This window comes from Campylobacter sp. TTU-622 (genome assembly GCF_016598965.1).
GTDB lineage: Bacteria > Campylobacterota > Campylobacteria > Campylobacterales > Campylobacteraceae > Campylobacter_D.
The window spans coordinates 1-13,137 of record NZ_JAENKR010000036.1; the positions used below are offsets into that span (position 1 = coordinate 1).

A 13,137-nucleotide genomic window follows, 5' to 3' on the forward strand; every position below is an offset into this window, starting at 1 on the left:
ATTTATGCCTATATTTTAGAAAGGCTTTATAAATTTAAAAATCATTATTTTATAACACCCTATTATGAATTTATAAAAGATTATGATACCAAAAGACAGGCTTTAATCTTAGCCATTGCAAGACAAGAGAGTCGCTTTATTCCAACTGCTATTTCAACTTCTTATGCTTTAGGAATTATGCAATTTATGCCATTTTTAGCCAATCATATTGGTAATAAAGAATTAAAAATTGATAATTTTGATCAAGATTTAATGTTTAATCCTAAAACAGCTTATTATTTTGCTAATCATCATTTAGATTATCTTGAAACTCATTTAAATTCACCTCTTTTTATCGCTTATGCCTATAATGGAGGTATAGGATTTACTAAAAGGATGTTAGCAAGAAAGGATCTTTTTAAAAAAGGAGAATTTGAACCATTTTTATCAATGGAGCTTGTTCCTTATCAAGAAAGTAGAATTTATGGAAAAAAAGTTTTGGCTAATTATATTGTGTATCGATATCTTCTGAACGATAATATAAAGATTTCGGATATTTTTGAAAATCTAATTCAAAACAATGATTTAAACAAATCTTGACTTTAAGATTTGTTTCATTTTGATTTGAAGGCAATGAAAATTTAAAATAGTCAGTAAATTCATTTTGAAATAAATATTTTAAATATTCACTATCTTTTTTTATTCTAACTACAATAGCTTCTTTATCATTAATATAAGCTTTTAAATGGTTTGTATTTAATAAATTAGGGGTAATTTGTAATGCAAATTCATCTTCTTTTGTTTTCTCATCTAAAATAGGATTTAAATAGCTTAAGGTAACTACAAAACTTAAATTCTCATCATCAATTTTCTTTTTTTGAGAAAACATTAAAGTTTGCGTTTTTAGATTAACTTCGGTAATTTTGTCATTTTTTAAAGAACAAGCATTAAATAAAAAAAGAATAAATATTGAAATAAAAATTTTCATTAATAAGCCTTAAAATTTTTAGTAATTATAACTTTTTGTCTCTATTTTTTGCTTTAAATAAGGTATAATTCTTAAAAAATATCCAAAGAGAAAAAATGACGAAATCTATTATGGCTTTTAGCGGACCTTCAAATTCTGGTAAAACAACATTGATAACAAAGATTGCGCAAAAAATGATACAAAATAATCTTAAAGTATTAATCATAAAGCACGATCCTTCTGATAAAGCCCAATTTGATTTTAACGGAAAAGATAGTTTTCGCTTTTTTCAAAGCGGGGCTGAAGTTATAGTTTTAAGTCCTACTAGAACAACATTTTTCTCGCACCAAGAGCGCAATATTTTAGAAAGCATTAAAATGGTTAAAGATTTTGATATATGTTTGGTTGAAGGCTTAAAAACACTTGATCTTCCAAGAATTAGCGTATTTTGTAAAGAGATTGATGAAAGTTATTTTGCCTTTTCAAATGCTATTGCTTCTTATAAAGAAATAACAAATAAAAATCTTAAATGGCTTTATTTAGATGATATAGAGGGGATCTATACTTATATTTTAAATCACGCAAAAAAACTATAAGGAAAAAATATGCAAGAAATTTTTGATTTTATAAAAAAAGCTGTAATTAAAATTTCAAATGAACTTAAATTTCCAGATACTTCTTATGAAAAAACTCAAAATAACACAGGAGATACTCAACTTAAATTCGATATTTTAAGTGATCAAATTATTACCAATACCTTAAAAGAATGCCCTAATATTAAAGCTTTAATTAGCGAAGAAAAACAAGAAGAATTAATAATCAATGAAAAAGCTAAATATATCATAGCCTATGATCCTTTAGATGGATCTTCTTTAATGAATGTAAATTTTGCTATAGGTTCTATTTTCGCCATTTATGAACAAAAAGCTGATGCAAAAAATTTAAAAGCAGCTGTTTATAGTATATATGGAGCTAGACTTGAGCTTGTAATTTGTGAAGATTTACCAAAACTTTATCGCTTAGATCAAAACAATCATTTTACTTTCATACAAGAACTTCATATGCAAGAAAAAGGAAAAATCAACGCAACAGGAGGAAGTCAAAAATTTTGGAGCAATAAGCATAAAAAATTTATACAAGAATTATTTAATGAGGGTTATAGATTAAGATATTCTGGAGCTATGGTAAGTGATATACATCAAATTTTAATGAAAAAAGGTGGATTATTTAGCTATCCTGCTACAGAGGATGCTCCAAATGGAAAATTAAGAGTATTTTTTGAAGTCTTTCCTTTGGCTTTTATTATTGAAAAAGCTGGAGGTCTTACAAGTAATGGAGATAACACTTCTTTATTGGATCTTAAATTTAACGCGATTCATTCTACTACACCTTGTTTTTTTGGATCAAAATACGAAATTCAAAAACTTTTAAATTTTAACAAGGTTAATTAAATATGGAAGAGATAGCTACTCTTGATAGTTTTGAAGAAAATTTAAAACAAAATAAAGAAAAACTAGAAAATTGTCAAAAAACAAAAAATTTCACTTCTTGTTATAACTGCCCTGAAATTTTTACTTGTCAAACACGTAAAAATTATGTTGATGCAGTTTATAATAGTATGTCAAAAGGTAAAAATGAAGGTGGTTTTGACTTTTAGAAATTTAATTAAAGGAAAAATATGCGTTATATAACTACACCAATTTATTATGTAAATGACAAACCTCATCTAGGTCATGCTTATACTACAATTTTAGCTGATACAATGGCAAGATTTTACCGCTTACAAGGATATGAGACAAAATTTTTAACAGGTACAGATGAGCACGGACAAAAAATAGAACAAGCAGCTAAAAATCGTAATAACTCCGCTAAAGAATATGCCGATAAAATAAGCTTAGAATTTAAAAAACTCTGGGATGAATTTGAAATTACTTATGATATATACGCAAGAACTACAGATCAAAAACATATTGATTTTGTTCGCAATGTTTTTTTAAAAATGTATGAAAAAGGAGATATTTACAAAGATGAATATGAAGGGCATTATTGTATTTCTTGCGAAAGCTTCTTCACTCAAACACAGTTAATTAACCATCTTTGTTGTCCTGATTGTGGTAAAGAAACTTCTCTTTTAAAAGAGGAAAGTTATTTTTTTAAACTTTCAAAATATCAAGATAAAATTTTAAAATGGTATAAAGAAGCCGATCCTATACTGCCTAAAAATAAAAAAAATGAACTTATTAATTTTGTTCAAAATGGTTTAAGAGATCTTTCTATTACTAGAACAAGTTTTAATTGGGGAATTAAACTCCCAAAAGAACTAAAAGATGATAAACATATTATTTATGTCTGGCTTGATGCGCTTTTTATTTATGTAAGTTCCTTGCAAAATGAAAATTCAAAATTTTGGCCTGCACATATACATTTAGTAGGAAAAGATATTTTACGCTTTCATGCTATTTACTGGCCTGCCTTTTTAATGAGCGTAGATTTACCTCTGCCTAAATTTATAGCAGCACACGGATGGTGGATACAAGATGGTGAAAAAATGAGCAAGTCTAAAGGCAATATAGTAGATCCTAGAAAAATTGCTAATACCTATGGATTGGAAGCTTTTAGATATTTTCTTCTTAAAGAGGTATCTTTTGGCAATGATGGAGATTTTAATGAACAATCTTTAACCAATCACATCAATGCAGAACTCAGTAATGAATTTGGAAATTTACTTGGGCGTATTATAGGAATGAGTGCAAAATATTCTCAAAATTATATAGAATGCAAAGATGTTTTAAAATATTTTAATGAAGAATACAATCAAGCAAAAAAGCATTTAAAAGAAGCTATTAATTTTTTAGAAATTTTACAAACTAATCATTATTTAGAAGAGCTTTTTAAAGCTTTAAATGTAGCAAATTTAAGCATAAGCAAATATGAACCTTGGAATTTAGTTAAAAATAATGCAAATGAAAAAGCAAATGCTTTAATTTCCCTTTGTGCAAATATCTTAGCGCAAGTTAGCATACTTTTAAATCCAGCATTACCAAAAAGCACAAAAAAAGTTGCCAATGCTTTAAATTTTGAAATATCAAATGAAACTTATCAAAAGCTTATTTTAAATAATGAACTTTTAGATTTTAAAGCTTCTCCTTGTGAAGCTTTATTTCCTAAAATTGAGCAAAAAAGTCAAAAAGAAAATGAAATAAAAGAAGAAAGTAAAGCAAAAATTAAAATAGAAGATTTTTCCAAAATTGAAATTAAAATAGCCTTGGTTAAAGACTGTCAAGCAATACAAGGAAGTGATAAACTTTTAAAATTTGAACTTGAACTTGACAATAAAGAAATAAGACAAGTCGTTTCGGGAATTGCCAAGCATTACAATCCAAAAGAATTAATAGGAAAACAAATTTGTGTTTTGAGTAATCTTAAAAAAGCTAAGATTTTTGGATATGAAAGTGATGGTATGATACTTAGTGCTAAAAGTGGAGATAAACTTGTATTAATCACTCCTGAACAACTGGTAAAAAATGGCTCTTTAATAGGATGAATATTTCAAATCTCAATGAACTTCTAAATACAAAAATTATTAATGAAGGCAAAGTCTTAAGTGTTGAAGGCTTTAGCCTTAGTTTAAATGAAGTAAAATATGCTTATGCTTTTTTTTCAAATGATGAAAATGCGATAGAAGAAGCTATTAAAAAAGGCGCTTTTGTTATTATCTATGAAAAAGAAATTCCTATTCTTGATAAAGAAATTTTCTATTTACAAAGTTCAAATTTAGAAACATCTATTTTTAGACTTTTACGTTTTTTATGTGAAGAAAAAGAATGTGAATTTTTATTATGCAATCCTAATGAAATTCATTTTTCAAAAATATTTCATTTAAAAAATTTACAAGAAAATATCTTTTTAGATTTTAATTCTTTAATCAAAGCTGATAAAAATGAAATTTTTTGTTGTGGTAATGAAAATTATATTTTAAAGCTTTGTGCTAATTTTATAAAACTTCATAAAGCTGATTTTCAATTATTAGAAAGTTCAAGCCCTTTTTATAGCAATTTAATTTGCGAAAATATATATTTTAAAAATTTAAAGCTTCCTTTTATCTATGCACAAACTTTTGCTGATTTTATACTTTTTTTACAGGAAAAAAAACATAATATTCGCTTTAATCTAAATAAACTTGATTTTTTTCAGATTTATTTTATATATCATAATTTTACAATTGCTGAATTTGGAAAAAGTGATAAAGCTCTTATTTTTGTTTTTAATGAAAATGATTTTGAATTTTTTAGAGAAAATTTTAAAAATATTAAAGGTTTTAAATGTGCTTTAAAAAATTCTTTATTTTGTGATTTTTCTTATTCTCATATTTTTGATTTAAAAAATAAAGATTTTAAATATTGTCTTATTTTAGATAAAGATAGAAGGTATATTAAAGATCTTTATTTACAAGATCAAATAGAAGAATCAAATTTATTTAACTGATTTTTCAAGCTCAATTAAAAATTTTTTAATTTCTAAACCACCATTATATCCACCAATCCCATTGCTTGCTACAACTCTATGGCAAGGGATAAAAATAGGAATATCATTTTTAGAATTAGCATTACCCACAGCACGAAAAGCTTTAGGATGAGATATTTTCAAAGCTACATCTTTATAAGTAAGTAAAGTTCCATAAGGAATTTGAAGCAAAGCTTTATAAACCTTTTGCTCAAATTCGCTTCCCGTAAATTTTAAAGGTGTTTTAAAATTTTTTAATTTTCCTAAAAAATAAAGATTTAATTCTTCTTTTGCTTGTTCTAATATCTTGCAACTTTTATCTTCAAAATAGTTTTCATAAAAATTAACTTTGGTTAAAAAATTTCCATCACTATGTAGAGATAAGTAACAAAAAGGAGATTTAAAACAAATTTTAAACATTATTTATCCTTAAATAAAGAAAAATATATTATCCTGCTTCACATAATTATTTTAAGTAAAAATTACAAATCAAATGTCGATTTTAAACCTAAATTTTAACACAAAGAAGGACTAAATTGAAATTTTTATTTTTCATTATCTTATCTTTTTCATATATATTGGCTTTTAATTGTAATGATATTTTAAATCAAAAAATTGACTTATCTGATCAAAGTATTGTAGATAAAATTGATAATTGCAAAGAGTCTCTAAAAAATGTAATCTTTACAAAAGATCTTTATAAAATTTCTAATGAAATAAGAGGAAGCAATAGTTCTTGTTCAGGCATATCTTATTTACCTAAACTTACAGAATTTAATCTTTTATTGTTAAAAATTTCACTTGATCCTTTAAACTATCAAAAAGAATTTCAAAAGAAAATAGATCTTGATAAAAAATATCAAGCATTAAATATTTACTTTAAATATTGGGCTTATCAAAGTATAGGAAATTTTAGACTTTATCAATCTTTTTGGCAAAAATATAATGATGGTTTAAAACCTTTAGAAGATTATTATCAAAAAACATTTAATCTAAACAAAGAAATGGCAAATTTTTTAGCAAAACAAGCTCTAAATGAATTTTTAAATTGGGCGGTTGGTGAAACAAGAATTATAAAAGAGATTTCTAAGATATCGCAAATACTTGAAAATAAAAATTGTGATGAAATCTGTTTAAAAGATTTTATTTATGCAAATAACCCTACTAAATCGGAGCTTACTATAGCATTAAGATCTGCATTATTAAATCAAAGAGATATAACAATTATTCAAACTCTTTTAAATTTTGGCGCTGATCTTAATGAGGGATATGAAAGTGCTATTTTCTATGCTTTAGAAAATTATCAAAATACAAAATTTCTAATTGAACAAGGGGCAAATGTAAATCAAGGAAATGCTTTTGGTAAAACTCCTCTTTTTTATGCTATAGAATTCCAAAAAAAAGATATAATTGAACTTTTACTTAATAATAAAGCAGATGTAAATCATAAATATATTAACAATAACGAAAAACTGGCATTAAGCGCTAATATAGAAAGCAATACACCCTATTTTATAACCTTTTGTGCACTTGATCATACTTCTAAAAATGTTTTAATGCACGCTGCAGCATATGCAAATGTAGAAATTTTAAAACTTTTAGTTCAAAAAGGTGCAAAACTTTTTGAGAAAGATGATCTAGGTTTTAATGCTTTAGATTTTGCTCTAGCTGCTAAAAAAGAAGAAAATGCTAAATACTTGCAATCTTTAGGTCTTAAGCCTAATGAAAATTTATTTTATGGGGGCTCTTTAGAATGAAAACAGCTTTAATTACAGGTGCTAGTTCTGGTTTTGGAGAAGCTTGCGTAAAAGCTTTAATTCAAGAAGGTTTTAAAGTTATAGCTATAGCAAGACGCAAAGAAAGACTAGCTCTTTTAAAAGAAGAATTTAAAGACAAACTTTATACCATTGTGCTAGATGTGCGTAATAAAGAGCAAATAAATATAGAACTTAAAAATCTACCTAGAGAATTTAAAAATATTGATGTTTTAATCAATAACGCAGGACTTGCTCTTAATCAAGATAAATTTGATAGTTTAAGTTTAGAAGATATAGATACTATGGTTGATACAAATATTAAAGGTTTTTTATATATTGCAAGAGCAATCATTCCTATACTTAGAAAACAAAAAAATGCTTATATTTTTAACATAGGTTCAGTAGCAGCAACAAATCCTTATTTTGGTGGTAATGTATATTGTGGCACAAAAGCTTTTGTAAGACAATTTTCTTTTGCATTGAGAAATGATTTAAGATCAAGCAATATTAAAGTTACCAATATAGCTCCAGGACTTTGTAAAACAGAATTCTCAGAAATTCGTTTTAAAGGGGATAAAAAAAAGGCAGAACAAATTTATGAAAATACCAAATTTATCAGTGCAAATGATATAGCAAAAGTTATTGTTTCTATTATTAATCTTCCAGAACACATTAATATTAATGAAATAGAACTTATGCCAATTACACAAACTTGGAATGGTTTTCATATAGAGAGGTTCTCATGAGAATTGTATTAATTTTTTTAATGCCCCTTGTATTGTTTGGAAATGCTGATGTTAATGCTAATTTATATGGTTTTTTTACCCTCGTTCCACCTATTATAGCAATTGCTTTAGCTTTTATTACAAAGGATGTTATTTTATCTTTGTTTGCTGGAGTTTTAAGCGGGACTTTTCTTTTAAGTTTATCTTCCAATATTTTTTTAAGCCAAAAAATACAATTTTTAAATATTTACAATGCTCTTTTAGAATCATTTACAAAAATGATTTCTTATATTTTACACTCAACTTCAGATCCTTTAAATGCTGGAATTATTTTACAAATTTTATGTATAGGAGGATTAGTAGCCCTTGTTACCAAAATGGGTGGAGCCAAAGCTATAGCTTTAAATTTTGCAAAAAAAGCTAAATCTGCTATAAGTGCTCAAGTAAATACTTGGTTTATAGGTCTTTTAATATTTTTTGATGATTATGCAAACTTATTAATTGTTGGTCCTATTATGCGTCCTTTAGCAGATAAATTTAAAATTTCAAGAGAAAAATTTGCTTTTATTATAGACTCAACTGCTGCTCCAGTTGCTGGGATAGCTATTATTTCTACTTGGATAGGTCTTGAAGTTTCTTTAATTAAAAATGCTTATAAACATATAGGTATAGAAGATATTAGTGCTTTTGGAATTTTTTTAGAAACTATTCCTTATAGATTTTATAATATTTTTATGCTTTTCTTTGTTTTAATGACAGCACTAATGAAAAGAGAATTTGGACCAATGTATCACGCAGAAATAAGAGCTAGAACTACAGGAGAGGTAGCACCAAAAATAAAATCTCAAGCATTAAATACAGCTGAATTAGAAGATCAATTTTTAGCACCAAAAGAACATATTAATATCAAGGCTTCAAGTGCTATTGTTCCTATTTTTGTTCTAATTTTTCTTTGTATTGTTGGTTTTTATTTTAATGGACTTAGCGTATTAGAAGCAGATGAATTAAAACAAGTTAAAGAAAATCCTTTGTCTTTTTATGCTTTTAGAACAACCTTTGGAAATGCAGATTCTTCCATAGTTTTATTTCAATCAGCTTTATTTTCTGCTATTGTTGCTATTTTTATGGGAGTTAAAAGAAAAATTTTTGATTTAAAAGAAGCAATAGAAACTTGGATTTATGGTTGGAAAACTATGATTTTTACCATAGTTTTACTTTTACTTGCATGGTCTCTTTCTAGTATAGTTAAAGATCTTGGAACTTCAAAATATATAGTTTCTCTTCTTGTTGGAGAATTACCATCTTTTGTTCTTCCTTCGATTATATTTTTATTTGCTTCTGGAATTTCTTTTGCCATAGGAACTAGCTATGGAACAATGAGTATTTTAATGCCTTTAGCTGTTCCTTTAGCATATGCTATTGCACAACTAAATCAATTTGATCCAAATTCTTTACATCATTATATGGTTATTAATATAAGTTGTGTTTTAACAGGAGCTATTTTTGGAAATCATTGCTCACCTATTTCAGATAATGTTATACTTTCTTCAATGAGTGCTAAATGTGATCATATGGAACACGTTAGAACTCAAATTCCTTATGCTTTATTTATTTGTGCAATCTCTTTAATCACTGGTTACTTGCCTATTTCTTTAGGGCTTAGTGTATGGATTGTCTTACCTTTAAATTTGATACTTATTGTATTTTTACTAAGAATGATTGGAAAAAAAGTTGAATGAAAGATTTTTCTAAATTATGTATTGACAATACCCTAGAAGAAAAAATCAAACAAATTAAAGAACTTTTTAAAGAAAGCTATAAAGAAGAATTTCAAATTTTTCCATCTTCTTTTAAGCATTATAGAACAAGAGTTGAACTTTCCTTTTATCACGAAAATAATGATATATTTTATGCTATGTTTGATGAAAAAACTAAGAAAAAATATATTGTTAATACTCTAGATTTTTGCGATAAAAAAATCTGCGATATTATGCCTTTATTGCTCAATTATATAAAAAAAAATTATTTATTAAAAGAAAAACTTTTTGGAGTAGAATTTCTAGCAAGTAAAAAAGAATTAAGTACCACATTACTTTATCATAAAGATATAAATTTAATAGAAAATGAACTTTCTAGTTTAAGTAAAGAATTATAATTAAATCTTATTGCAAGAAGTAAAAAGAAAAAACTAGTTTTTCAAAAAGAAATTCTTACCCAAAATTTAAATATTTTTGATAAAGAATTTATCTATGAATTCGACAATGATTGTTTTATACAACCAAACACCCTAATAAATGAAAAAATGATAGAATGGGTATTAACAATACTCAAACAAGAAAAAACAAAAGATTTATTAGAACTTTATTGTGGTTATGGAAATTTTACAATAGCTTTAGCTTCTTGTTTTAACAAAGTATTAGCTACAGAACTTTCTAAAAAAAATATACAATTTGCATTAAAAAATTGTACATTAAATCAAATTTCTAATATTGATTTTATAAGACTTTCAAGCGAAGAACTTAGTAAAGCCTTTAAAAAAGAGAGGGAATTTAATCGTTTAAAACATATCAATCTTGATGATTTTAACTTTTCTCACGTTTTAGTTGATCCACCAAGATCTGGACTTGATAAAGAAGTTATAAATTTAATAAAAAATTATGACAGTATTATTTATATTTCTTGTAATCCTTTAAGCTTAAAAGAAAATCTAAATTTTCTTTTAAAAACTCATCAAATTATAAAATTTGCACTTTTTGATCAATTCGTTCATACCAAACATTTAGAATGCGGGGTTTTACTCAAAAAGATATAAAAAAATAATTCATCAATTTCGCTAAAATTACAATCATTATAGCTAAGATAAAAACAATAGGATGTATCATCTTACCCAAAGGATTTGATTTTTTAAATATAAAACGACAAGATAAAGAAAATAACACTAAAACAAAAATAACTAAAGCTAAAAAAATTTTTAAAGCAAAATAACCATTTAGTGGTTTAAAATGAAAACTCGCTAACATTCCTCCACTTAAAAATAATATTAAAACTATAAAAGGCATAATTTTAATCGCCGTATTTGATAAAAGTTTAGAATCAAAATTAGCATAATTCTTTTTTATTTTTCTTATAATAAAAATATCAACAAATAAATACCCTACAAAAAATATAGCACAAATTAAATGGATAAGTAAAATATATACATAATATTCGCTCATATTTTCTCCTTTTTTTCTTATATTTTATATAAAAAATAAAATAAAAAAATTAATTTATGTTAATTAATAAAAAATTCTATGCAAATAAAGACCATTAGGAGGAGCTAGAACTCTGCAATGCTCTTTTTTTGCCTCAATTTGTTCTTTAAGTTGCTCCTTGCTTAAACGATTTTCCAAGACAGCTAAAACGCTAGCCACGCTTAAACGAATTTGAGCTCTTAAAAAACCATTAGCTCTAAAAGTAAAAATACTTAATCTCTTATAAGTATAAGCCTTGGTAAAATACATTTTTCTTATTGTATTTTTTATAGAGCTTCCTTCTTTTTGAAATAATTTAAAATTATGCTCTCCATTAAATAAAGCAAGAAGTTCACTTGCTTTATCAATGTCGAAGGAGGGGTAAAAATAAACATAACGCGATAAAAAAGGGTTAAATCGATCGTGATTAAATATATAACGATATTCTCTTGCCTTAACATCAAACCTAACTTCAAAATCTTTTTCTACTTTTTGAATTTGTTTTATATGTATGAAAGGATGAGTGTATTTATTGAGTTGATTTTTAAGGTAATTTAAATCTTTAAAATGATTGCCACACTCCACGCAACCTGTGGCGTTATTGGCATGCACTCCCTTATCTGTTCTTGAAGCCATTAAAAAAGGATTGTAAATTCCAAGATGAGAAAGAGCATTTTCAATACTATCTTGAACACTTTTTTTATGAGGTTGTTTTGCAGATCCTAAAAAAGCCGAACCATCATAAGAAAAAATAATCTTTAATTTCATTAATAACGACTTAAAATCATTTTCTTAAAACATATAAATGAAATAAAAAATACACTTAAAAAGATTAAAATACAAGATAAAATTGGCGGCTGATGAAAAATATTTAAAAGTCCAAAATATACACCAATTACCCCAAACATACCAAAATAAATAAAACCTTTCTCATAGCGATAAGTTACTATACCAAAACTTAAAGCAAAAAGAGTGCTTGCCAAAGGAAAAAGAGCGATCGTAGTATATATAACAAATTCCTTTGCTTTTTCTTCATTTGTGGAAATATCACTCCAATATTCATAAAAACTTTTTATTTTAGGATTTAAATTATCTACTTGAGTATTAATTACAAGCTTTTCAAAATCTCCTATAAACATAGTTTGATTATCTTCAAAATTATACATTTTACCAGAGCTTAATTCAAAAGAAAGACCATTTTCTTTTGATAATACTTTGGCTTCTTTGGCAATGATAAATTGCTCTTTATCGGTTTTTAGCTTTTTAGGATGATATAAAATAATATTTTTATATCCATTTGCTTCTTCTTTTTCAATAAAAATCATCCAATCTAAAAATTTCTGACCAAATTCTCCTGTTTTATAGTTAAATTTAACTTGAGTTTTTTTGTAGTTAATAAAATTATCTTGAAGCTCAAAGACAATAGGAAGTACAATCAAAGCCACAACAAGCATTAAAGCACTTACACAACTTGCAATCTGTAGAAAAAATTTAGCTAAATTTAAAGGCGAAAAACCTAATGTAAAAAATACTATACTTTCATTTTCTTTAGAAAGTCTATAAAAAGCCAAAGTTAAAGCTATAAAAAAAGCTATAGGTAAAGTAAAAATCAAAATTCTTGGCAGCATAAAGCCATAAAGTCTTAAAAGATCTAAAAAACTAATCTCTATACTTGAAGTAAATTTAGCAAGTTGTATAAAAAATACCATAGAAACAATACTAAATAAAGTAAAAAAAATTGATAAATTTGTACTTAAAAATTGATTTAAAATATATTTATAACAAAGTTTCATAATTTACCTTAAAAATCCAAACTAAAATAAAAGATATACTCAAAAAAGGTATCATAGCAAGTTCTTTCTCTTTTCTTACTTTAATCATAAAAAAAGGTAAAGTTAAAACACAAGCAATAAATAAAGTGATAAATCCATCCTTAAAACCTAAAATTCCTCCTATACAAGCAATTATAATAA

14 protein-coding genes and 2 pseudogenes are annotated in these 13,137 nt (G+C 25.6%); 10 read left to right on the forward strand and 6 right to left on the reverse strand.

The window, feature by feature from the left end:
* Window positions 1–579 (forward strand): lytic transglycosylase domain-containing protein (locus tag JG677_RS04735; protein ID WP_200285444.1); only part of this gene is annotated, 579 nt, incomplete at its 5' end.
* Here JG677_RS04735 and JG677_RS04740 read toward each other — a convergent pair.
* Window positions 482–967 carry a hypothetical protein gene (locus JG677_RS04740; protein ID WP_200285446.1) on the reverse strand — a complete coding sequence of 162 codons (486 nt, stop codon included), beginning with the start codon at window positions 965–967 and terminating at the stop codon, window positions 482–484. The genes JG677_RS04735 and JG677_RS04740 overlap by 98 nt on opposite strands.
* Before the next feature lie 95 nt (window positions 968–1,062).
* Between JG677_RS04740 and mobB the strand changes: the two genes are divergently transcribed.
* Genes mobB through JG677_RS04765 form a run of 5 tightly spaced genes read left to right on the forward strand, consistent with a single transcriptional unit; the run spans window position 1,063 to window position 5,431 of the window.
* Window positions 1,063–1,542, forward strand: coding sequence for a molybdopterin-guanine dinucleotide biosynthesis protein B (gene mobB, locus JG677_RS04745; RefSeq protein WP_200169424.1), 480 nt, complete (start codon window positions 1,063–1,065; stop codon window positions 1,540–1,542).
* Window positions 1,543–1,551: 9 nt separating this feature from the next.
* Window positions 1,552–2,397 (forward strand): class 1 fructose-bisphosphatase, encoded by an 846-nt coding sequence (locus tag JG677_RS04750; RefSeq protein ID WP_200285448.1) that lies wholly within the window; start codon window positions 1,552–1,554, stop codon window positions 2,395–2,397.
* Window positions 2,398–2,399: 2 nt separating this feature from the next.
* Window positions 2,400–2,603 carry a hypothetical protein gene (locus tag JG677_RS04755; RefSeq protein ID WP_200169422.1) on the forward strand — a complete coding sequence of 68 codons (204 nt, stop codon included), beginning with the start codon at window positions 2,400–2,402 and terminating at the stop codon, window positions 2,601–2,603.
* 21 nt (window positions 2,604–2,624) lie between these two features.
* Complete coding sequence (gene metG, locus JG677_RS04760; RefSeq protein WP_200285450.1) at window positions 2,625–4,490, forward strand: methionine--tRNA ligase; 1,866 nt, start codon at window positions 2,625–2,627, stop codon at window positions 4,488–4,490.
* A complete protein-coding gene (locus JG677_RS04765) occupies window positions 4,487–5,431 on the forward strand; it encodes a hypothetical protein (RefSeq protein ID WP_200217104.1) in 945 nt (314 codons plus the stop codon). The genes metG and JG677_RS04765 overlap by 4 nt, the downstream gene beginning before the upstream one ends.
* Here the strand turns inward: JG677_RS04765 and JG677_RS04770 are convergent.
* Complete coding sequence (locus tag JG677_RS04770; protein ID WP_200169419.1) at window positions 5,420–5,869, reverse strand: methylated-DNA--[protein]-cysteine S-methyltransferase; 450 nt, start codon at window positions 5,867–5,869, stop codon at window positions 5,420–5,422. The two genes, JG677_RS04765 and JG677_RS04770, sit on opposite strands and share 12 nt — an antisense overlap.
* A 116-nt stretch (window positions 5,870–5,985) precedes the next feature.
* Here JG677_RS04770 and JG677_RS04775 point away from each other — a divergent pair, with 116 nt between their 5' ends.
* The 4 genes and pseudogenes from JG677_RS04775 to trmA all read left to right on the forward strand — a co-directional run bounded on the left by JG677_RS04775 (window position 5,986) and on the right by trmA (window position 10,743).
* Window positions 5,986–7,206, forward strand: coding sequence for an ankyrin repeat domain-containing protein (locus JG677_RS04775; protein ID WP_200285452.1), 1,221 nt, complete (start codon window positions 5,986–5,988; stop codon window positions 7,204–7,206).
* A complete protein-coding gene (locus JG677_RS04780; protein ID WP_200169417.1) occupies window positions 7,203–7,952 on the forward strand; it encodes an SDR family NAD(P)-dependent oxidoreductase in 750 nt (249 codons plus the stop codon). The genes JG677_RS04775 and JG677_RS04780 overlap by 4 nt, the downstream gene beginning before the upstream one ends.
* On the forward strand, window positions 7,949–9,670 hold the full coding sequence (locus tag JG677_RS04785; protein ID WP_200285453.1) for a Na+/H+ antiporter NhaC family protein: 1,722 nt from the start codon (window positions 7,949–7,951) through the stop codon (window positions 9,668–9,670). The genes JG677_RS04780 and JG677_RS04785 overlap by 4 nt, the downstream gene beginning before the upstream one ends.
* Window positions 9,667–10,743: pseudogene (gene trmA, locus JG677_RS04790) on the forward strand (tRNA (uridine(54)-C5)-methyltransferase TrmA). Before JG677_RS04785 ends, trmA begins: the two are co-directional and overlap by 4 nt.
* On the opposite strand, the gene JG677_RS04795 reads toward trmA, so the two are convergent.
* The 4 genes and pseudogenes from JG677_RS04795 to JG677_RS04810 form a co-directional block, all read right to left on the reverse strand.
* The gene (locus JG677_RS04795) at window positions 10,730–11,146 is read right to left on the reverse strand and encodes a copper resistance protein CopD (RefSeq protein WP_200169414.1); all 417 of its coding nucleotides are present in this window, start codon (window positions 11,144–11,146) and stop codon (window positions 10,730–10,732) included. The pseudogene trmA and the gene JG677_RS04795 overlap by 14 nt on opposite strands.
* A 63-nt stretch (window positions 11,147–11,209) precedes the next feature.
* Window positions 11,210–11,932 (reverse strand): tRNA pseudouridine(38-40) synthase TruA, encoded by a 723-nt coding sequence (gene truA, locus JG677_RS04800; RefSeq protein WP_200169413.1) that lies wholly within the window; start codon window positions 11,930–11,932, stop codon window positions 11,210–11,212.
* Window positions 11,932–12,957: an LptF/LptG family permease gene (locus tag JG677_RS04805; RefSeq protein ID WP_200169412.1), complete on the reverse strand. Its 1,026-nt coding sequence runs from the start codon at window positions 12,955–12,957 to the stop codon at window positions 11,932–11,934. Before JG677_RS04805 ends, truA begins: the two co-directional genes overlap by 1 nt.
* A pseudogene (locus JG677_RS04810) lies at window positions 12,941–13,137 on the reverse strand (hypothetical protein); the annotation flags it as partial. The gene JG677_RS04805 and the pseudogene JG677_RS04810, both read right to left, overlap by 17 nt.